At 71.5% G+C, this 21,012-nt stretch carries 20 protein-coding genes; 18 read left to right on the top strand and 2 right to left on the bottom strand.

Annotation, left to right across the window (positions count from 1 at the left end; all coding sequences use genetic code 11):
- Window positions 1-11 precede the first annotated feature (11 nt).
- Both Sco07f_RS25255 and rpsD read left to right on the top strand, forming a co-directional pair.
- Window positions 12-1,367 (top strand): replication-associated recombination protein A, encoded by a 1,356-nt coding sequence (locus tag Sco07f_RS25255; RefSeq protein WP_007447553.1) that lies wholly within the window; start codon window positions 12-14, stop codon window positions 1,365-1,367.
- A 296-nt stretch (window positions 1,368-1,663) separates the two neighbouring features.
- Complete coding sequence (gene rpsD, locus Sco07f_RS25260; RefSeq protein ID WP_007447552.1) at window positions 1,664-2,278, top strand: 30S ribosomal protein S4; 615 nt, start codon at window positions 1,664-1,666, stop codon at window positions 2,276-2,278.
- A gap of 46 nt (window positions 2,279-2,324) precedes the next feature.
- Here the strand turns inward: rpsD and Sco07f_RS25265 are convergent, their stop codons facing one another.
- Window positions 2,325-4,514, bottom strand: coding sequence for an ATP-binding protein (locus Sco07f_RS25265; protein WP_167468220.1), 2,190 nt, complete (start codon window positions 4,512-4,514; stop codon window positions 2,325-2,327).
- Between the two features lie 165 nt (window positions 4,515-4,679).
- Between Sco07f_RS25265 and Sco07f_RS25270 the strand changes: the two genes are divergently transcribed.
- The 14 genes from Sco07f_RS25270 (at window position 4,680) to nusB (ending at window position 18,383) form a co-directional block, all read left to right on the top strand.
- Complete coding sequence (locus tag Sco07f_RS25270; RefSeq protein ID WP_007447510.1) at window positions 4,680-5,129, top strand: DUF948 domain-containing protein; 450 nt, start codon at window positions 4,680-4,682, stop codon at window positions 5,127-5,129.
- 7 nt (window positions 5,130-5,136) lie between these two features.
- On the top strand, window positions 5,137-5,502 hold the full coding sequence (locus tag Sco07f_RS25275; RefSeq protein ID WP_007447505.1) for a hypothetical protein: 366 nt from the start codon (window positions 5,137-5,139) through the stop codon (window positions 5,500-5,502).
- On the top strand, window positions 5,502-8,174 hold the full coding sequence (gene alaS, locus Sco07f_RS25280) for an alanine--tRNA ligase (RefSeq protein WP_054101825.1): 2,673 nt from the start codon (window positions 5,502-5,504) through the stop codon (window positions 8,172-8,174). Before Sco07f_RS25275 ends, alaS begins: the two co-directional genes overlap by 1 nt.
- Window positions 8,175-8,209: 35 nt before the next feature.
- Window positions 8,210-8,674, top strand: coding sequence for a Holliday junction resolvase RuvX (gene ruvX, locus Sco07f_RS25285; RefSeq protein ID WP_007447501.1), 465 nt, complete (start codon window positions 8,210-8,212; stop codon window positions 8,672-8,674).
- 130 nt (window positions 8,675-8,804) lie between these two features.
- Window positions 8,805-10,559, top strand: a complete 1,755-nt coding sequence (mltG, locus tag Sco07f_RS25290) for an endolytic transglycosylase MltG (RefSeq protein ID WP_108989275.1) — start codon at window positions 8,805-8,807, stop codon at window positions 10,557-10,559.
- Entirely contained in the window at window positions 10,556-11,392 is an 837-nt protein-coding gene (locus Sco07f_RS25295; protein WP_108989276.1) for a shikimate dehydrogenase, read from the top strand. Before mltG ends, Sco07f_RS25295 begins: the two co-directional genes overlap by 4 nt.
- Window positions 11,393-11,496: 104 nt before the next feature.
- Window positions 11,497-11,952, top strand: a complete 456-nt coding sequence (locus tag Sco07f_RS25300) for a serine/threonine protein kinase (protein ID WP_087791969.1) — start codon at window positions 11,497-11,499, stop codon at window positions 11,950-11,952.
- A 193-nt stretch (window positions 11,953-12,145) separates the two neighbouring features.
- Window positions 12,146-13,330: a chorismate synthase gene (gene aroC / locus Sco07f_RS25305; protein ID WP_054101822.1), complete on the top strand. Its 1,185-nt coding sequence runs from the start codon at window positions 12,146-12,148 to the stop codon at window positions 13,328-13,330.
- Window positions 13,327-13,842: a shikimate kinase gene (locus tag Sco07f_RS25310; protein WP_054101821.1), complete on the top strand. Its 516-nt coding sequence runs from the start codon at window positions 13,327-13,329 to the stop codon at window positions 13,840-13,842. The genes aroC and Sco07f_RS25310 overlap by 4 nt, the downstream gene beginning before the upstream one ends.
- Window positions 13,839-14,930, top strand: coding sequence for a 3-dehydroquinate synthase (aroB, locus tag Sco07f_RS25315; RefSeq protein ID WP_007447489.1), 1,092 nt, complete (start codon window positions 13,839-13,841; stop codon window positions 14,928-14,930). The genes Sco07f_RS25310 and aroB overlap by 4 nt, the downstream gene beginning before the upstream one ends.
- 171 nt (window positions 14,931-15,101) lie before the next feature.
- Window positions 15,102-16,010 carry a Pro-rich N-terminal domain-containing protein gene (locus Sco07f_RS25320; protein ID WP_108989277.1) on the top strand — a complete coding sequence of 303 codons (909 nt, stop codon included), beginning with the start codon at window positions 15,102-15,104 and terminating at the stop codon, window positions 16,008-16,010.
- A gap of 204 nt (window positions 16,011-16,214) precedes the next feature.
- Window positions 16,215-17,321, top strand: coding sequence for an aminopeptidase P family protein (locus Sco07f_RS25325; protein WP_007447539.1), 1,107 nt, complete (start codon window positions 16,215-16,217; stop codon window positions 17,319-17,321).
- Between the two features lie 64 nt (window positions 17,322-17,385).
- The gene (efp, locus tag Sco07f_RS25330; RefSeq protein WP_007447537.1) at window positions 17,386-17,952 is read left to right on the top strand and encodes an elongation factor P; all 567 of its coding nucleotides are present in this window, start codon (window positions 17,386-17,388) and stop codon (window positions 17,950-17,952) included.
- A gap of 2 nt (window positions 17,953-17,954) precedes the next feature.
- A complete protein-coding gene (gene nusB / locus Sco07f_RS25335; protein ID WP_007447535.1) occupies window positions 17,955-18,383 on the top strand; it encodes a transcription antitermination factor NusB in 429 nt (142 codons plus the stop codon).
- A 107-nt stretch (window positions 18,384-18,490) separates the two neighbouring features.
- Here the strand turns inward: nusB and bldD are convergent, their stop codons facing one another.
- The gene (gene bldD, locus Sco07f_RS25340; RefSeq protein ID WP_007447547.1) at window positions 18,491-18,994 is read right to left on the bottom strand and encodes a transcriptional regulator BldD; all 504 of its coding nucleotides are present in this window, start codon (window positions 18,992-18,994) and stop codon (window positions 18,491-18,493) included.
- Window positions 18,995-19,291: 297 nt separating this feature from the next.
- On the opposite strand from bldD, the gene pyrR reads away from it, so the two are divergent.
- Both pyrR and Sco07f_RS25350 read left to right on the top strand, forming a co-directional pair.
- On the top strand, window positions 19,292-19,909 hold the full coding sequence (gene pyrR / locus Sco07f_RS25345; protein WP_007447533.1) for a bifunctional pyr operon transcriptional regulator/uracil phosphoribosyltransferase PyrR: 618 nt from the start codon (window positions 19,292-19,294) through the stop codon (window positions 19,907-19,909).
- A 118-nt stretch (window positions 19,910-20,027) separates the two neighbouring features.
- The gene (locus Sco07f_RS25350; RefSeq protein WP_061445774.1) at window positions 20,028-21,008 is read left to right on the top strand and encodes an aspartate carbamoyltransferase catalytic subunit; all 981 of its coding nucleotides are present in this window, start codon (window positions 20,028-20,030) and stop codon (window positions 21,006-21,008) included.
- The last annotated feature ends 4 nt before the right edge of the window (window positions 21,009-21,012 follow it).

The raw sequence follows: 21,012 nt of genomic DNA on the forward strand, positions 1-21,012 counted from the left end.
GGGTTCAGAGCGTGGAGCCCGATCTGTTCACCGCCGCAGCCGAAGAACGCCAGGAGAAGGACCCGACCGGCAGTCCCCTCGCCGTGCGGATGCGCCCGCGCACCCTCGACGAGGTCGTCGGCCAGCAGCACCTGCTCAAGCCCGGATCCCCCCTGCGCCGCCTGGTCGGCGAGGGCGCGTCCGGCCCCGCGGGGCCGTCCTCGGTCATCCTCTGGGGCCCGCCGGGCACCGGCAAGACCACCCTGGCGTACGTCGTCTCCAAGGCCACCAACAAGCGGTTCGTGGAGCTGTCGGCGATCACCGCGGGCGTCAAGGAGGTCCGCGCGGTCATCGACGGCGCCCGCCGCGCGGTCGGCGGGTACGGCAAGGAGACCGTCCTCTTCCTCGACGAGATCCACCGCTTCAGCAAGGCCCAGCAGGACTCCCTGCTCCCGGCCGTGGAGAACCGCTGGGTCACGCTGATCGCCGCCACCACGGAGAACCCGTACTTCTCGGTGATCTCTCCGCTGCTCTCCCGCTCCCTCCTGCTCACCCTCGAACCCCTCACCGACGACGACCTCCGGGGCCTGCTGCGCCGCGCCCTGACCGACGAGCGCGGCCTGGGGGGTGCCCTCGCCCTGCCCGAGGACACCGAGGAGCACCTGCTGCGCATCGCCGGCGGCGACGCCCGGCGCGCGCTCACCGCCCTGGAGGCCGCCGCCGGGGCCGCGCTCGACAAGGGCGAGGCGGAGATCGGCCTGACCACCCTCGAGGAGACGGTCGACCGGGCCGCGGTGAAGTACGACCGCGACGGCGACCAGCACTACGACGTCGCCAGCGCCCTCATCAAGTCCATCCGCGGCTCCGACGTGGACGCCGCCCTGCACTACCTGGCCCGCATGATCGAGGCCGGCGAGGACCCCCGCTTCATCGCCCGGCGCCTGATGATCTCCGCCAGCGAGGACATCGGCCTCGCCGATCCGAACGCGTTGCAGATCGCGGTCGCCGCCGCCCAGGCCGTCGCCATGATCGGCTTCCCCGAGGCCTCGCTCACCCTCAGCCACGCCACCATCGCCCTGGCGCTGGCCCCCAAGTCCAACGCCGCGACCACCGCCATCGGCGCCGCCCTGGACGACGTGCGCAAGGGCCACGCCGGGCCGGTCCCCGCGCACCTGCGCGACAGCCACTACAAGGGCGCCGGCAAGCTGGGTCACGGGCAGGGGTACGTGTACCCGCACGACCTGCCCGAGGGCATCGCCGCCCAGCAGTACGCCCCGGACGGGCTCAAGGACCGGACGTACTACACGCCGACCCGGCACGGCGCCGAGGCAAGGTACGCGGACGCCGTGGAGTGGACCCGCGGGCACCTCGGTCGCAGGCCGTCCTGAGCAGCCTGTAGAATCGCCCGGAGTGCCGAGTCCCGTGCCGTCAGAACGGGACAACCGGCCGGAACCCTCCGGGGTTCCAGGAGCGTCGCGCACCGTCGATCGGTGTCGCGGGCAGCCCACCACCACCCGGCTTCCGGGAGCGGTCGGTGGGCCACTCGCGTGCTGCACGTATGTGCCCAGACCAGGGGAGCGGCTGCCCGGCAGGTCCCGAGCGGACCAGGCGGGTTTCCCCGGCTGCGGATTGCGACCTCCCACAACCCTGACAAGCCGGAACCTTCAGAGAAGAGACACAGACAGTGGCGAACCAGTCCCGCCCCAAGGTCAAGAAGTCGCGTGCCCTCGGCATCGCGCTGACCCCGAAGGCCGTCAAGTACTTCGAGGCCCGCCCCTACCCGCCGGGCGAGCACGGCCGCGGCCGCAAGCAGAACTCGGACTACAAGGTCCGTCTGCTCGAGAAGCAGCGTCTGCGCGCGCAGTACGACCTCAGCGAGCGCCAGCTCGTCCGCGCCTACGAGCGTGCCTCCAAGACCAACATGAAGACCGGCGAGGCCCTGGTCATCGAGCTCGAGCGCCGTCTCGACGCGCTGGTCCTGCGTTCGGGCATCGCCCGCACGATCTACCAGGCCCGCCAGATGGTCGTCCACGGCCACATCCAGGTGAACGGCCAGAAGGTCGACAAGCCGTCCTTCCGCGTCCGCCCGGACGACGTCGTGCAGGTGCGCGACCGCTCCAAGGAGAAGACGCTCTTCACCATCGCCCGCGAGGGTGGCTTCGCCCCCGACGGCGAGACCCCGCGCTACCTCCAGGTGAACCTCAAGGCCCTGGCGTTCCGCCTGGACCGCGAGCCGAACCGCAAGGAGATCCCGGTGATCTGCGACGAGCAGCTCGTCGTCGAGTACTACGCCCGCTGATCCAGCACACACGCTGAATCGAGCAGGCGCGGTACCACCGCGGTACTCAGCCCGCCGTCTCCCCGCCCTTCCGGGTGGGCGAGGCGGCGGGCTTCGCCGTGCCGGACCCCGCCGCGCCGCGGTGCCCGGCCGCCGCGCGCGGCGCCGGCAGCGAGGCGGGCACCCCGGGCCGGCGCAGTGCCCGCGCCACCGCCTCCCGGCGGCCCAGCCGCGCGCCGTGCCGTACGCACTCCACGTACCGCTCGTCGCCCAGCTGCTCCCGGGCCGCCGCCTCGCACAGCTCGTGCGGCGCGTTGTAGTGCGCCGAGCCGAACAGCGGCAGCCCCACCGACGGCCACATCCGCCCCGCCGCGCCCTGCAGCACCGCCGCCTCCGCCGCGTCGCCCTCCGCCACCGTGACCAGGGCCAGGAGCTCCACCGCCAGCACCGAGCCCAGCTGGTCGCGGAAACGGTGCGCCCCGCCCAGGCAGTCGGCCAGCAGCTCGCGGGCGCGCACCGGGTCGCCCTCGCTCCAGGCCGCGTACGCCAGCACGTACAGGGCGTACCCCCGGGCCCAGCGTTCGCCGTGGTCCTCGCACACCTGGCGCACGTCCTCGCACAGGCGCACCGCGTCCGGCAGATCGCCCTGGAACGCCCGGGCCATCGCCAGCTCCACCTGGCCCATCAGCACGTTGCTGTTCAGCTCGCCGATCTCCCGGTAGCGGTGCAGCGCGGACCGCAGCAGCGTCTCCGCGCGCGGCAGGTCGTCCGTCACCAGCGCCAGACAGCCGGTGCGGTGCTCCGCGTACGCCACCGCCGTCGGGTTCGCCGACCGCTCCGCCTCCTGGCGGCACTCCTGGAGCGCCGCCAGCGCCGGCACCGTGTCGCCCTGGAGGATCGCCACGTGGGCGAGCACCCACAGCGCCTTCAACCGGGACTGCTCGCCCGCCGTGGGTTCCGCCTCCAGCCGCACCGCCTGCTCCAGCCAGTGCCGCCCCTCCGACAGCCGCCCGCAGCCGACCCAGTGGAACCACAGGGCGCCCGCCAGGTACTGGCCCAGGTGGGCGCCGTCCGGCTCGTCCAGGCAGTGCTCCAGGGCGCTGCGCAGATTCGGCAGCTCCGCGTCCACCCGCGCGGCGACCTCGTCCTGGCGCGGGGAGAACCACTCCAGCTCGCACCAGGTCGCCAGGCCCACGTACCAGTCCCGGTGCCGCCGCCGCAGCCGGTCCGCGTCGCCCGTCGCCTCCAGCCAGTCGGCGCCGTATGCCCGGACCGTGTCGAGCATCCGGTAGCGCACCCCGGTGGGGGACTCCTCGCGGGTCAGCACGGACTGGGCGAGCAGCGCGGTCAGCACGTCCAGCACGTCCTCGGCCGCCAGTCCGTCCCCGCTGCACACGTACTCGGCGGCCTCCAGGTCGAAGGGGCCGCTGAACACCGACAGCCGCGCCCACAGCAGCCGCTCCGGCGGCGTGCACAGCTCGTGGCTCCAGCCGATCGCCGTGCGCAGCGTCCGGTGCCGGGGCAGCGCGGTGCGGTCCCCGCCGGCCAGCAGCCGGAACCGGTCGTCCAGGCGGCGCAGCACCTGCCCCGGCGACAGCGCGCCCAGCCGCCCCGCCGCCAGCTCGACCGCCAGCGGGATCCCGTCGAGGCGCCGGCACAGCTCGCGCACCTCCCGCAGGTCCGCGTCCGGGTCGGCGGCGTACTCAGGGACACCGCCGCGCAGCCCGGCCCGGACCGTCAGCAGCTCCACCGCCTCCTCCGTGCCCAGCGGCGCCAGCGGAACCAGCCGCTCCCCGGCCACGTCCAGCGGCCGGCGCCCCACCGCCAGCACCCTGAGCCCGGGGGCCCGGCCCAGCAGGTCGGTCACCAGCGACGCGCAGGCGTCCACCAGGTGCTCGACCCCGTCCAGGAGCAGGAGCAGCTCCCGCCCGGCCAGGTGGGCGAGCAGGGTCTCGCGCGGCAGCCGGGTCGTGTGGTCGGTCAGGCCCAGCGCCTCCACGACCGCGTAGTCGACGAACTCCTCGTCCCGCACCGGCGCGAGGTGCACCCGCCACACCCCGTGCCGGGGCGAGCGGCGCCCGGCCGCCCGCGCGGCCAGCCGGGACTTGCCGACACCGCCGGCCCCGGTGACGGTCACCAGCCGTGCCGAGTCCAGCGCACCGGCCAGCTCCACGAGCTCCGTCGCTCTGCCCACGAAGGCGTCGAGTTCCAGCGGTAGATTGCCGTGCGGGACGCCGTCGCGCCGAAGGTCTCGCATGAAACACGGAGCGTACTGAACCGTATTCACTCCGTACAATCGCTTCGACCGGCCCGGCCGCACCGCGCCGCGCGCGACGGGGAATCCGGTACGGAGCCCCGCGCCCGGCGCGATAGGCTCGGTGCACGACTTTCCCGATGTTCAGGCACGTATTTCAGGGAGCGGGTGCACACAGTGTCCGGTGGCGAGGTGGCCGGGATCCTGGTGGCCGTCTTCTGGGCGATCCTGGTCTCCTTCCTCGCCGTCGCACTGGCGAGGCTGGCCCAGACGCTCAGGACGACCACCAAACTCGTGGCGGACGTGACCGACCAGGCCGTCCCGCTGCTGGCCGACGCCTCGGCGGCGGTGCGCAGCGCGCAGACCCAGATCGACCGGGTCGACGCGATCGCCTCCGACGTCCAGGAGGTCACCTCGAACGCCTCCGCGCTGTCCACCACCGTGGCCTCCACCTTCGGCGGCCCGCTGGTCAAGGTCGCGGCGTTCGGATACGGCGTGCGCCGGGCACTCGGCGGTCGCAAGGAGGACATGTCCGCCCCCGCCGGCCAGGCACGGCGCACCGTGATCGTGGGCCGTACGCTCCCGGCCGCGCGGCGGACGAAGCGGAAGAAGGGCTGACCGAGGGATGTTCCGCCGTACGTTCTGGTTCGGCACCGGCATGGCCGCCGGTGTGTGGGCCACCACCAAGGTCAACCGGAAGCTCAAGCAGCTCACCCCCGACAGCCTCGCCGCCACCGCGGCGAACAAGGCGCTCGACGTGGGCGCCCGGGTCAGGGACCGCGCGGTGGGCTTCGCGCTCGACGTCCGCGACAACATGGCCCAGCGGGAGGCCGAACTGGACGACGCGCTGGGCCTGAAGGCCCCCGTCGACGGTGAACTGCCCGCACTGCGGCACCACGCCGCCATCGAGAACAGCAAGGACCCGAAGTCCGTCGTCGACGACAGCACGTCGTACACGACGTACTCGTACAACCGGAATGAGGACCACTGATGGAGTCGGCCGAGATTCGTCGCCGCTGGTTGAGCTTCTTCGAGGAGCGCGGTCACACCGTCGTCCCTTCGGCGTCGCTCATCGCGGACGACCCGACTCTGCTCCTCGTCCCGGCCGGCATGGTGCCCTTCAAGCCCTACTTCCTGGGTGAGGTCAAGCCGCCCTTCGACCGCGCCACCAGCGTGCAGAAGTGCGTGCGCACGCCGGACATCGAAGAGGTCGGCAAGACCACCCGCCACGGCACGTTCTTCCAGATGTGCGGCAACTTCTCCTTCGGCGACTACTTCAAGGAAGGCGCCATCAAGTACGCCTGGGAGCTGCTCACCAGCCCCCAGGACAAGGGTGGTTACGGCCTCGACCCCGAGCGCCTGTGGATCACCGTGTACAAGGACGACGACGAGGCCGAGCGCATCTGGCACGACGTCGTGGGCGTCCCCTCCGAGCGCATCCAGCGCCTCGGCAAGAAGGACAACTACTGGTCCATGGGCGTCCCCGGACCCTGCGGCCCCTGCTCCGAGATCAACTACGACCGCGGCCCCGAGTTCGGCGCCGAGGGCGGCCCCGCCGTCAACGACGAGCGGTACGTGGAGATCTGGAACCTCGTCTTCATGCAGTACGAGCGGGGCGAGGGCACCGGCAAGGAGGAGTTCGAGATCCTCGGCGAGCTGCCGAGCAAGAACATCGACACCGGCCTCGGCCTGGAGCGCCTCGCCATGATTCTGCAGGGCGTGCAGAACATGTACGAGATCGACACCTCCATGGCCGTCATCAAGAAGGCCACCGAACTGACCGGCGTGGCCTACGGCGACGCCCAGGCCTCGGACGTGTCCCTGCGCGTGGTCACCGACCACATGCGCACCTCCGTGATGCTCATCGGCGACGGCGTCACCCCCGGCAACGAGGGCCGCGGCTACGTACTGCGCCGCATCATGCGCCGCGCCATCCGTAACATGCGCCTGCTCGGCGCCACCGGCCCGGTCGTCAAGGACCTCATCGACGTCGTGATCGGCATGATGGGGCAGCAGTACCCCGAGCTGGTCACCGACCGCGAGCGCATCGAGAAGGTCGCCCTCGCCGAGGAGAACGCCTTCCTCAAGACGCTGAAGGCCGGCACCAACATCCTCGACACCGCCGTCAGCGACACCAAGGCCTCCGGCGGCACCGTCCTCGCCGGTGACAAGGCGTTCCTGCTCCACGACACCTGGGGCTTCCCGATCGACCTCACCCTGGAGATGGCCGCCGAGCAGGGGCTGTCCGTGGACGAGGACGGCTTCCGGCGCCTGATGAAGGAGCAGCGGGAGCGGGCCAAGGCCGACGCCCAGGCCAAGAAGACCGGCCACGCCGGTGCCGGTGCCTACCGGGAGATCGCCGACAAGGCCGGCGCCACCGACTTCGTCGGCTACACCGACACCGAGACCGAGTCCACGGTCGTCGGCATCCTCGTCGACGGCGCCTCGTCCCCGGCCGCCACCGAGGGCGACGAGGTCGAGATCGTGCTGGACCGCACCCCGTTCTACGCCGAGGGCGGCGGCCAGATCGGCGACACTGGCCGGATCCGGGTCGACACCGGCGCCGTCATCGAGATCCGCGACTGCCAGAAGCCGGTGCCGGGCGTGTACGTCCACAAGGGCGTCGTCCAGGTCGGCGAGGTCACCGTCGGGGCCAAGGCGCAGGCCTCCATCGACGACCGCCGCCGCAAGGCCATCGCCCGCGCCCACTCGGCCACCCACCTCACCCACCAGGCGCTGCGCGACGCCCTCGGCCCGACGGCCGCCCAGGCCGGTTCCGAGAACCAGCCCGGCCGCTTCCGCTTCGACTTCGGCTCGCCGTCCGCCGTGCCGACGGCCGTGATGACCGACGTCGAGCAGAAGATCAACGAGGTGCTCGCCCGCGACCTCGACGTGCGCGCCGACGTCATGGGCATCGACGAGGCCAAGAAGCAGGGCGCCATCGCCGAGTTCGGCGAGAAGTACGGCGAGCGCGTGCGCGTCGTCACCATCGGCGACTTCTCCAAGGAGCTGTGCGGCGGCACCCACGTGCACAACACCGCCCAGCTCGGCCTGGTCAAGCTGCTCGGCGAGTCCTCCATCGGCTCCGGCGTGCGCCGGATCGAGGCCCTGGTCGGCGTGGACGCCTACAGCTTCCTCGCCCGCGAGCACACGGTCGTCGCCCAGCTCCAGGAGCTGATCAAGGGCCGTCCGGAGGAGCTGCCGGAGAAGGTCTCCGCGATGCTCGGCAAGTTGAAGGACGCCGAGAAGGAGATCGAGAAGTTCCGCGCCGAGAAGGTCCTCCAGGCGGCCGGCGGCCTCGCCGACTCCGCCAAGGACGTGCGGGGCGTGGCCCTGGTGACCGGCCAGGTCCCCGACGGCACCACCGCCGACGACCTGCGCAAGCTGGTCCTCGACGTGCGCGGCCGCATCCAGGGCGGCCGGGCCGCGGTCGTGGCCCTGTTCACCACGGTGGGCGGCAAGCCCCTCACGGTCATCGCCACCAACGAGGCGGCCCGCGAGCGCGGCCTCAAGGCCGGTGACCTGGTGCGCACCGCCGCCAAGACCCTCGGCGGCGGCGGTGGCGGCAAGCCGGACGTCGCCCAGGGCGGCGGCCAGAACCCGGCCGCCATCGGCGACGCCGTCGACGCCGTCGAGCGCCTCGTGGCGGACTCCGCCAAGTGAGCACACCGTCCCACGAGCAGGCGGACGGCCCGGTGATGCGCCGCGGCCGCCGCCTGGCGATCGACGTCGGCGACGCCCGTATCGGGGTCGCGTCCTGCGACCCCGACGGCATCCTCGCCACCCCGGTGGAGACCGTCCCCGGCCGCGACGTCCCGGCGGCGCACCGGCGCCTGCGGCAGTTGGTCGCCGAGTACGAGCCCATCGAGGTCGTCGTCGGCCTCCCTCGCTCCCTCAAGGGCGGCGAGGGCCCGGCCGCGGCCAAGGTCAGGCGCTTCACGCAGGAGCTGGCCAAGGGCATCGCGCCCGTCCCGGTCCGGCTGGTCGACGAGCGCATGACGACGGTCACGGCGAGCCAGGGGCTGCGCGCCTCCGGGGTGAAGTCCAAGAAGGGCCGGTCCGTCATCGACCAGGCCGCCGCTGTGATCATCCTCCAGCAGGCACTGGAATCCGAACGGGTGTCAGGCAGGCCCCCCGGCGAGGGCGTCGAAGTGGTCATCTGATCGCGGTACGGTAACGTTCCGCGCGATGCGGGAGGCATTCGAACAGCCACCGCACAGCAAGAGGCGGAACGGAAGCGGACCCTCCGGCACAGGTCGCGCCCCTCCGTCGCCTCGCGGCTCTAGGGGATCGATGACTGAGTATGGCCGGGGCCCAGGCCCCGAACCGTGGCATCCGGAGGACCCGTTGTACGGGGACGGCGGATGGGGCGGACAGCAGGCCCAGACGGGTCAGCAGTCCCCCTACGGCGGCCAGCCGCAGCAGTATCCGGAGCAGCAGGCGCAGCAGCAGTACGGCGACTGGAGCAACGGCGGCCAGTCGTCGTACGGCGGCGGGCAGCCCCAGTACGACCAGTACGGCCACCAGCACGCCGAGCAGCAGTACGACCAGTACGGTCAGCCGTACCCCCAGCAGCAGTACGACCAGCACCAGTACGGTCAGCAGCAGTACGACCAGCAGTACGCACCCCAGGCCCAGCCGCAGCAGGGTCACGACAACGGCTGGGGCGGCGGCGCACACCCCCAGGCGCAGTACCCGGCCGACCCGTCCGACCCCTACGGACAGCAGGCCGGCGGCTACGGCGCCGAACAGCCCGACTTCTACGGCACCCCCGAGGCGTACCCGCCGCCGGAGCCGCCCACCCGCCGCCGTGCCGAGCCCGAGCCGCAGCGCACCGACTGGGATCCGGGCCCCGACGAGGGGGAGCACGCCTTCTTCGCCGGCGGGGGCGGCGACGGTGACGACGACGCGGCGGACGACGGCCGCGAGGACCGCGGGGAGCGCAGGACCCGGGGCGGCGGCAAGCCGAAGAAGCGTCGCAGCGGATGCGCCTGCCTGGTGGTCTGCCTGGTGCTCGGCGGCGGCGTGGCCGGTATCGGATACTTCGGCTACCAGTTCTACCAGGATCGTTTCGGCGCGGCCCCGGACTTCGCGGGAGACGGCAACGGCGAGCAGGTGACCGTCACCATCCCCAAGGGCGCCGGCGGCTCCACGATCGGCCAGGAACTCAAACGCCAGGGCGTGGTGAAGAGCGTCGACGCCTTCATCGCCGCCCAGCAGAGCAATCCGCGTGGCAAGAGCATCCAGGACGGCGTCTACACGCTTCAGAAGGAGATGTCGGCCGAGAGCGCGGTCGAACTCCTGCTCAGCCCGGAGAGCCGCAGCAACCTGATCGTCGCCGAGGGCAGGCGCAACGCCGACGTCTACGAGCTCATCGACAAACGCCTCGAAGTGAAGGAAGGCACCACCGCCAAGGTCGCCAAGTCCGAGTACAAGAACCTCGGCCTGCCCGAATGGGCGCTGAACCACAAGGACGTCAAGGACCCCCTGGAGGGCTTCCTCTACCCGTCCAGCTACTCGGCGGCCAAGGGGCAGAAGCCCGAGGACGTGCTGAAGCAGATGGTGGAGCGGGCCACCGCGAAATACGAGGAGATGGGTCTCGAGAAGAAGGCCGAAGGCCTGGGTCTCGAAGGGCCGTGGCAACTGCTCACCGTCGCCAGCCTCGTCCAGGCGGAGGGCAGGAGCCACGAGGACTTCCGCAAGATGGCCGAGGTTGTCTACAACCGCCTCAAGCCGGGCAACGAGCAGACCAACGGGATGCTGGAGTTCGACTCGACGTACAACTACGTCAAGAACCAGAGCAAGATCGACCTGTCCCTCAAGGAACTGCGCACCTTCGACAACCCGTACAACACCTACTACACCAAGGGCCTGCCGCCCGGCCCCATCAGCAATCCCGGCGAGGAGGCGCTGAAGGGCGCTCTCGCCCCGACCGGTGACGGTTGGTACTACTTCATCTCGCGCGACGGCAAGACGAGCGAGTTCACCAAGACCAACGCGGAACACCAGAAGTTGGTCGACCAGTGGGAAGCCTCGAAGAACCAGTGACGTCCGTACCCCGCCGAGCCGCCGTTCTAGGCTCGCCCATCGCCCACTCACTCTCCCCGGTGCTGCACCGTGCCGCCTACGCCGAGCTGGGACTTAAGGACTGGACGTACGACCGCTTCGACATCGACGAGGCCGCCCTGCCCGGCTTCTTCGCGGAGCTGGGGCCCGAGTGGGCGGGGCTGTCACTGACCATGCCGCTCAAGCGGGCGGTGATCCCGCTGCTCGACGGCATCAGCGAGACGGCGGCCTCCGTCGACGCGGTGAACACCGTGGTGTTCGGCGAGGACGGCCGGAAGACCGGCGACAACACCGACATCCCCGGCATCGTCGCCGCCCTGCGCGAGCACGGCGTCGAAAAGGTCGAGAGCGCCGCGATCCTCGGCGCCGGCGCCACCGCGTCCTCGGCGCTGGCCGCACTGGCCCGGATCTGCACCGGTGAGGTCTCCGTCTACGTCCGCAGCGAGGCGCGCGCCGCCGAGATGCAGGGCTGGGCCGAGCGGCTGGACGTCGAGGTGCGCATCGCCAACTGGTCGGACGCCGAGGAGGCGTTGCACGCCCCGCTGGTCGTGGCCACCACCCCGGCCGGCGCCACCGACGCGCTCGCCGCGGCCGTCCCGGAGCGGCCCGCCACCCTCTTCGACGTGCTCTACGACCCGTGGCCCACTGCGCTCGCCGCCCGCTGGTCGGCGCATGGCGGTGCCGTCGTCAGCGGCCTCGACCTGCTGCTCCACCAGGCGGTGCTCCAGGTGGAGCGGATGACGCGGCGGGCACCCGCCCCGCTCGCGGCCATGAGGGTGGCGGGAGAACGGGCTTTGCGGGCCGCACGGAAGTGATTCGGCCAGAATGTGGCTGATTTGATGCGCACCTGACAGGCTTGATCGCTTCGATGTACGGTTCCCCAGTCGGTGCTGAGCAGTGTCGGCCGGAGGGGAGAGTTGTGCGCAGATCGATCGGTCGCATCATTGCTTTGACTGCGGCGGCATTCGGATTGTTGCTTGCTGGATCGGGGGTGGCGCAAGCGGCGACACCTGCCCAGCGAGCCGTGGCAGCCTGTGGATCCAGTTATTACGTTCAGCGTAGTCACACGATGGGGTTGGGGCAGAATGTCACCGTCTACCAGCTCTACAGTTCCTCGACGGGGAACAATTGCGTCGTTACTCTGAAGCACGAGAATGCTGGGGCCTATTACGGAACGGCCACCGGTCTCGGCGCCGGTATTCAGGCTGAAGGTGGCTCGTGGAAGAAGGACGACGGCGACTACAAGTACTACGCGGGTCCCGTCTACGTCTATGCGTCCGGCAAGTGCGTTCGATTTTGGGCGCACTATCAGGAACTCGGGGCCTCCAGCATTCATGAGTGGTACCACACCAGCACTTACGGAAACTGTGGCTGACGCCGAGGTGCATGGCGGCGTGCTCGTCCTTTAATGCGGCCCGTCCGTCTGATGGACCTATCAGCGGACCCCGGGGCCGGACGTGGGAGGATCGGAGGCGGCGGGCCGGGGCCGCGCACCCGGTCGGACCGTCGCGTACGCGGACAAGGAGCGTACGCGGGGCATACCGGGGCGCGAGCACTGAGGAGCACCGTTGAGCAGGTTGCGCTGGCTGACCGCGGGGGAGTCCCACGGTCCCGCACTCGTCGCGACGCTGGAGGGACTGCCCGCCGGCGTACCGATCACCACCGACATGGTGGCGGACCACCTGGCGAGGCGGCGGCTCGGCTACGGCCGCGGTGCGCGGATGAAGTTCGAGCGCGACGAGGTCACCTTCCTCGGTGGCGTCCGGCACGGTCTGACGATGGGCTCTCCGGTCGCCGTCATGGTCGGCAACACGGAGTGGCCCAAGTGGGAGCAGGTCATGGCGGCCGACCCGGTCGACCCGGAGGTGCTGGCCGGCCTGGCGCGCAACGCCCCGCTGACCCGGCCGCGCCCCGGCCACGCGGACCTCGCCGGCATGCAGAAGTACGGCTTCGACGAGGCCCGGCCGATCCTGGAGCGCGCCTCCGCCCGTGAGACGGCGGCCCGGGTGGCCCTGGGCGCGGTGGCCCGCTCGTACCTGAAGGAGACGACCGGCGTCGAGATCGTCAGCCACGTCGTCGAACTGGCCTCGGCGAAGGCGCCGCACGGCGTGTACCCGACGCCGGACGACGTCGAGCGGCTGGACGCCGACCCGGTGCGCTGCCTGGACGCGGACGCGTCGGAGGCGATGGTCGCCGAGATCGACCAGGCCCACAAGGACGGCGACACCCTCGGCGGCGTCGTCGAGATCCTCGCCTACGGTGTGCCGGTGGGCCTCGGTTCCCACGTCCACTGGGACCGCAAGCTCGACGCGCGGCTCGCAGGCGCCCTCATGGGCATCCAGGCGATCAAGGGCGTCGAGATCGGCGACGGCTTCGAGCTGGCCCGCGTGCCCGGCTCCCAGGCCCACGACGAGATCGTGAGCACGCCCGACGGCATCCGCCGGGTCTCCGGCCGCTCCGGTGGGACCGAGGGCGGGCTGACGACGGGTGAGCTGCTGCGGGTGCGCGCCGCGATGAAGCCGATCGCGACCGTGCCGCGCGCCCTGAGGACCGTGGACGTGACCACCGGCGAGGCCGCGCAGGCCCATCACCAGCGCTCCGACGTGTCCGCGGTCCCGGCCGCCGGAATCGTCGCCGAGGCCATGGTGGCCCTGGTCCTCGCCGACGCGGTGGCGGAGAAGTTCGGCGGCGACAGCGTGACCGAGACCCGCCGCAACGTGCGCTCCTACCTCGACAACCTGGCCATCCGATGAGCGCCCCGCTGATCGTCCTCGTCGGCCCGATGGGCGTCGGCAAGTCCACCGTCGGGCAGCTGCTCGCCGAGCGACTGGGCACCGGATACCGGGACACGGACGAGGACATCGTCACCGCCCAGGGGCGGGCCATCGCCGACATCTTCGTGGACGAGGGCGAGGCGGCCTTCCGGGCTCTGGAGAAGGAGGCCGTGCGCAGCGCGCTCGCCGGGCACGACGGCGTCCTCGCCCTCGGTGGCGGCGCGATCCTCGACGCCGACACGCGTGCGCTGCTCGCCGGGCAGCGGGTCGTGTACCTCTCGATGGACGTCGAGGAGGCCGTCAGGCGCACCGGTCTGAACGCGGCGCGGCCGCTGCTCGCGGTCAACCCGCGCAAGCAGTGGCGCGAGCTCATGGAGGCCCGCCGGCACCTCTACGAGGAGGTCGCCACGGTCGTCGTGGCCACGGACGGTCGCACGCCGGAAGAAGTCACCCAAGCCGCCCTGGACGCAGTGGAGTTGAAGGACGTATGAGCGAGGCAGTCACCCGGATCCAGGTCGGCGGCACCGCCGGGTCCGACCCCTACGAGGTCCTGGTGGGCCGTCAGCTCCTGGGCGAGCTGGGCGGTCTGATCGGGGCGAAGGCGAAGCGGGTCGCGGTGATCCACCCCGAGGCGCTGGCCGAAACCGGTGACGCGCTGCGCGCCGACCTCGCCGAGCAGGGCTACGAGGCCGTCGCCATCCAGGTGCCCAACGCCGAGGAGGCCAAGACCGCCGAGGTCGCCGCGTACTGCTGGAAGGCGCTCGGACAGTCCGGGTTCACGCGGACCGACGTCATCGTGGGGGTCGGCGGCGGGGCCAGCACCGACCTGGCCGGGTTCGTGGCCGCGACCTGGCTGCGCGGGGTGCGCTGGATCGCCGTGCCCACCACCGTGCTGGCCATGGTGGACGCGGCCGTCGGCGGCAAGACCGGCATCAACACCGCCGAGGGCAAGAACCTCGTCGGCGCCTTCCACCCGCCCGCCGGTGTGCTGTGCGACCTGGCCGCCCTGGACTCGCTCCCGGTCAACGACTACGTCTCCGGACTGGCCGAGGTCATCAAGGCCGGCTTCATCGCCGACCCGGCGATCCTCGACCTGATCGAGTCCGACCCCCAGGCGGCGCGCACGCCGGCCGGTCCGCACACCGCCGAGCTGATCGTGCGCTCCATCGAGGTCAAGGCCGAGGTGGTCTCCTCCGACCTGAAGGAAGCGGGCCGCAGGGAGATCCTCAACTACGGCCACACCCTGGGCCACGCCATCGAGAAGAACGAGCGCTACAAGTGGCGGCACGGCGCCGCCGTCTCCGTCGGCATGCACTTCGCCGCCGAACTGGGCCGCCTGGCCGGCCGGCTGGACGACGCCACCGCCGACCGCCACCGCAGCATCCTCGAAGCAGTCGGCCTCCCGCTCCACTACCGCTACGACCAGTGGCCCAAGCTGGTCGAGAACATGAAGGTCGACAAGAAGTCCCGCGGCGACCTGCTGCGCTTCATCGTCCTGGACGGCCTGGCCAAGCCCACCGTCCTCGAGGGCCCCGACCCGGCCGTCCTCCTCGCCGCCTACGGCGAGGTGGGCGAGTAGTACCCGGCTGTTCCCTTCCGCCCGATTCGCCCTGCCGGACGGGCACTTCGGACCGCCCCCGGCCGTTCACCAAACAACGGCCGGGGGCGGTACCGTTCGGTAGCAGGACGGCGGGCCCCCTTCCCGCCGCCAGCGCCCATCGCCTGCCTGTACGAGACGGAGTGGCACCGGATGCAGCACCCAGTGGGTTCTCCGCTGCCGCCGCCCCACCAGCCGGGGCACGGACCGGCCCTCGGCTGGTCCCCGGCCGCACACCACCCTGGCCCGCCCCAGGGACCCGCCCCCGTGCCGCCTCAGGCACCGGGACCCCCCACGGCCCCGCGTCAGGCCCCGGCGCCGCCGCGCCAGGCCCCGCACCCGGCCTCCGGCCCGGCCCCGCACCAGCCGGCCCCCGCGCCGGGACCGCATCACCCGGGCCCCGCTCCCGCGTCGGAGACCACCGGCCACGTGGCCTTGCCCCCCGGCGGCCCGGTGGCCGTGCCCAGCGTGCCCCCGGCCACGGCCGCCGCGCCCGACCCCACCACGACCACCCTCGCGGTGCTGCTCATCGGCCCCGCGGGAGCCGGAAAGACGAGCGTCGCCAAGTACTGGGCGGACCACCGCCGGGTCCCGACCGCGCACATCAGCCTCGACGATGTCCGCGAATGGGTCCGCTCCGGCTTCGCCGACCCCCAGACCGGGTGGAACGAACACTCGGAGGCGCAGTACCGCCTCGCCCGCCGCACCTGCGGCTTCTCCGCGCGCAACTTCCTCGCCAACGGCATCTCCTGCATCCTCGACGACGCGGTCTTCCCGGACCGCCCGGTCGTCGGCCTCGGCGGCTGGAAGCGGCACGTCGGCCCCGGCCTGCTCCCGGTCGTCCTCCTGCCGGGTCTGGACATCGTCCTGGAGCGCAACGCCGAACGCAGCGGCAACCGCCGCCTCACCGACGAGGAGGTCGCCCGCATCCACGGCCGCATGGCCGGCTGGTACGGCTCCGGTCTCCCCATCATCGACAACTCCCAACTCGACATCCCGGACACCGCCCACCTCCTCGACGAGGTCCTCTCCCGCTCCATAGCCAGCCCCCCGAACTGGTAGACGCCGTTCAGGGCAGCGCCCCAAAGGGGCGCGGGACTGTATCGACATGCGGCTCCGCCGCGGGGGCGCGAGAAACCCCCACCGGCGTCCAGACGCAACACAACACAAGCCCCCACCCCATGTGGCGCACCCCGCGTCCCCCGGGCCCCGCTCACTCGGCCCACCCAAGCGGCGCCCCCACCGGCGGAGCCATACGCTCGGCTCATGTCAGAGGTCTACGCGGCCCGCCGGACGCGCCTACGGGAACGCTGCAACGCGGGCGGCAGCGCGGCGGCGCTCGTCTCCCGGCCCGCCAACGTGCGCTATCTCGCCGGCGCCGCCCCGCACGGCGCCGTGCTGCTGCTCGGCAGGACCGAGGACCTGTTGGTCTGCTCGGGCCCGCCGGACGACCGGCCCACGCAGGGCCGCCCCGACGAGGCGCTGCCGGTGCGCACCCTGCCCGGACCCGGAGGCGATCCGGCCGTCACGGCCACCGGCCTCGCCGCGGACCAGGGTGCCGAGTCCCTCGCCACGGAGGACCACCACCTCACCGTGGTCCGGCACCGGGCCATGTGCTCCGTCGCCCCCGCGCTGCGCCTGACGGACCTGGGACAGGCCGTCGAGCAGCTGAGGGTGGTCAAGGACGAGGAGGAGATCTCCTGCCTGCGCATCGGCGCCGAGATCGCCGACCAGGCCCTCGGCGAGCTCCTGGAGTCCATCCTGGTCGGCCGCACGGAGCGGCACCTCGCCCTGGAGCTGGAACGCCGCCTCGTCGACCACGGCGCCGACGGCCCCGCCTTCCCCACCTCCGTCGGCACCGGCCCGAACTCGGGGCGCCGCGGCCACCGGCCCACCGACCGCAGGGTGGAGGAGGGCGACTTCCTCTCCGTGTGCCTCGGCGCGACGTACCGCGGATACCGCTGCGAGATCGGCCGTACCTTCGTCATCGGCACCTCGCCGGCCGACTGGCAGATCGAGTTGTACGACCTCGTCTTCTCCGCCCAGCGAGCCGGACGCGAGGCCCTCGCACCCGGTGCCGCCTGCCGTGATGTGGACCGCGCCGCCCGCCAGGCACTGGACTCCGCGGGGTACGCGGAGAACCTTCCGGCGCTCACCGGTCACGGTGTCGGACTCGAAATCGACGAGGACCCGCAGTTGGCCCCCGCGGCCATGGGTAAACTGGACGCTTGTGTGCCGGTCACCGTCGAACCGGGGGTCCACCTCCCGGGCCGGGGCGGGGTCCGGATCGATGACACGCTCGTCGTGCGCCCCGAGGCGGACGGCGGACCCGAGCTACTCACCATCACGACCAAGGAGCTGCTCGCGCTCTAGCCTCGCGCTGTGCGCGCAACCCCGAGGTCGTCCATGTCAGTCCAGTCCAGGAGATTCCCAAACCGTGGCTTCCACGAACGACCTCAAGAACGGCCTGGTGCTCAAGCTCGAAGGCGGCCAGCTCTGGTCCGTCGTCGAGTTCCAGCACGTCAAGCCCGGCAAGGGCCCGGCCTTCGTGCGCACCAAGCTCAAGAACGTGCTCTCCGGCAAGACCGTCGACAAGACCTTCAACGCCGGGGTCAAGGTCGAGACGGCCACCGTCGACAAGCGGGACATGCAGTTCTCGTACATGGACGGCGAGTACTTCGTGTTCATGGACATGCAGACCTACGACCAGCTGCACATCGACCGCAAGGTCGTCGGCGACGCGGCCAACTTCCTCGTCGAGGGCTTCGAGGCCACCGTCGCGCAGCACGAGGGCGAGGTGCTCTTCGTCGAGCTGCCGGCCGCCGTCGAGCTGACCATCCAGGAGACCGAGCCCGGCGTCCAGGGCGACCGCTCCACCGGCGGCACCAAGCCGGCCACCCTGGAGACCGGTCACCAGATCAGCGTGCCGCTCTTCATCACCACCGGTGAGAAGATCAAGGTCGACACCCGTACGAGCGACTACCTCGGCCGGGTGAACAGCTAACCGTGGCTGCTCGCAACACGGCCCGCAAACGCGCCTTCCAGATCCTCTTCGAGGGCGATCAGCGCGGCGCCGACGTCCTGACGGTGCTCGCCGACTGGGTCCGGCACTCCCGGTCCGACACCCGGCAGCCGCCGGTGAGCGAGTACACGATGGAGCTGGTCGAGGGCTACGCCGCGCGGGCGGAGCGCATCGACGAGCTGATCGCCCAGTACTCGGTCGACTGGACGCTCGACCGGATGCCGGTCGTCGACCGCAACATCCTGCGCCTGGGCGCGTACGAGCTGATCTGGGTCGACGAGACCCCGGACGCCGTCGTCCTGGACGAGATGGTGCAGCTGGCGAAGGAGTTCTCCACGGACGACTCGCCGTCGTTCGTCAACGGCCTCCTCGGCCGGCTGAAGGACCTGAAGCCCTCGCTGCGCCGGGAGTAGCCTCAGAGCCTCGCCCGTGCCGCACACGTGCAAGAAACCGCCGGGGTGGCGGGAACCGAATGGTTCCGGCCACCCCGGCGGCACGTTTCTGCTGAGGCGGGTGAGGGTCAGAGCTCCTCGTGGGACGCCACCGCGCGACGCGCGTCCGCGTCCAGGACGCCCCAGCTGATCAGTTGCTCGGTGAGGACCGAGGGCGACTGGTCGTAGATGACGGCGAGCGTGCGCAGGTCGTCCTGGCGGATCGAGAGCACCTTGCCGTTGTAGTCACCGCGCTGCGACTGGATCGTCGCCGCGTAGCGCTGGAGCGGGCCCGCCTTCTCGGCCGGCACGGTGGCCAGCCGCTCCAGGTCCAGGACCAGCTTCGGCGGCGGCTCGGCGGCACCGCCCGGGGTGGTGCCCGGCAGCAGCTCCTGTACGGGAACGCCGTAGAAATCCGCCAGCTCGGCGAGGCGCTGCACGGTCACGGCACGGTCGCCGCGCTCGTACGAGCCGACCACGACGGCCTTCCAGCGGCCCTGGGACTTCTCCTCGACACCGTGGAGGGAAAGGCCCTGCTGGGTGCGGATGGCCCGGAGCTTGGCCCCGAGCTGTTTGGCGTATTCGCTGGACATATGGCTCCCCGGACAAGGTGTCGACGCGGCAGGCTCTGTTGTCGGCCGCGCGGCTGGTAACTCACTGTGAGGTTACGCAGCGTTACTCTGCTGCGTCAAGCCGAATGGTCCGCACCGACTCTTCCGTGGTATTCGCCTTCCGTTGCTCCGAACGGGTGGCCGGGGTGCGGCAGAAGGGTGACGGGGGAGTGTCAGGGGGGCCTTCGGGCCGGTTCTGTGAGCCTGGTACCGTAGGTGGCGCAATTCCGACGTCCTTTAAGGTCCGTCCCGTGAGGCGGAGAAGGGGGTCCGTTTCGTATGGACAAGCAGCAGAACACGCGGCAGGGCGAGCAGGGCGACCCGCAGCCCGTCGCGCAGTCCGAGGCCCGGCCCGTGCTGGAAGGGCCCGACATCGCGCGGGTGCTCACCCGCATCGCCCACGAGATCGTCGAACGCGCCAAGGGCGCCGACGACGTGGTGCTCCTCGGCATCCCGACCCGCGGCGTCTTCCTCGCCCGGCGGCTCGCCGACAAACTGGAGCAGATCACCGAGCGCAAGATGCCGGTCGGCTCGCTCGACATCACCATGTACCGCGACGACCTGCGCATGCACCCGCCGCGCGCCCTGGCCCGCACCGAGATCCCCGGTGACGGGATCGACGGCCGGCTCGTCGTCCTCGTCGACGACGTGCTCTTCTCCGGCCGCACCATCCGCGCCGCCCTCGACGCGCTGAACGACATCGGCCGCCCGCGCGCGGTGCAGCTCGCCGTCCTCGTCGACCGCGGTCACCGCGAACTGCCCATCCGCGCCGACTACGTCGGCAAGAACCTCCCGACGTCGCTGCGGGAGACGGTCAAGGTCCAGCTCGCCGAGGAGGACGGTCGCGACACCGTGCTGCTCGGTGCCAAGCCGGACACCCCGGGCGCCCACCCGTAGCAAGCGTTCCGCGTACGCGCCCACCGGTGCCGTACGCCTGCTCGGCGCGCCCCCGTACGCGCCCGGCCGCCCGAATTATCCCGCTCTTCCGCATGAATCGCCCTACGGAGCCTGACAGATGCAGCGTCATCTCATCTCGGCCGCCGACCTCACCCGCGACGACGCCGTCCTGATCCTCGACACCGCCGAGGAGATGGCCCGGGTCGCGGACCGGCCGATCAAGAAACTGCCGACCCTGCGCGGCCGTACCGTCGTCAACCTCTTCTTCGAGGACTCCACCCGGACCCGGATCTCCTTCGAGGCCGCCGAGAAGCGGCTGTCCGCGGACGTCATCAACTTCACCGCCAAGGGATCCAGCGTCTCCAAGGGCGAGTCCCTCAAGGACACCGCCCAGACCCTGGAGGCCATGGGCGTCGACGCCGTCGTCATCCGGCACGGCGCCTCCGGCGCCCCCTACCGCCTGGCCACCTCCGGCTGGATCGACGCCCACGTCATCAACGCCGGCGACGGCACCCACCAGCACCCCACCCAGGCCCTGCTGGACGCCTTCACCATGCGCCGCCGCCTGGTCGGCCCCGACGCGGGCCTCGGCAAGGACCTCGACGGCCGCCGCGTCACGCTGGTCGGCGACATCCTGCACAGCCGCGTCGCCCGCTCCAACGTCGACCTGCTGCACACCCTCGGCGCCGAGGTCACCCTCGTCGCCCCGCCCACCCTGCTGCCGGTCGGCGTCGAGACCTGGCCCTGCGAGGTCTCCTACGACCTCGACTCCACGCTGACCAAGTCCGACGCGGTGATGCTGCTGCGCGTGCAGCGCGAGCGGATGAACGCGGCGTTCTTCCCCACCGAGCGCGAGTACTCCCGCCGCTACGGCCTCGACGGCGACCGCATGGCGAAGATGCCCGACCACGCCATCGTGATGCACCCCGGCCCGATGGTCCGCGGCATGGAGATCACCGCCGAGGTCGCCGACTCCGGCCGCTGCACCGTCGTCGAGCAGGTCACCAACGGCGTCTCCGTCCGGATGGCCGTCCTCTACCTGCTGCTCGGCGGTGCCGAGCCCGCCGTCACCCACGCCCGACCCACCGAGGAGAAGTAAGACG

Origin of the sequence: Streptomyces coelicoflavus (genome assembly GCF_003112555.1) — a bacterium.
GTDB lineage: Bacteria > Actinomycetota > Actinomycetes > Streptomycetales > Streptomycetaceae > Streptomyces > Streptomyces coelicoflavus.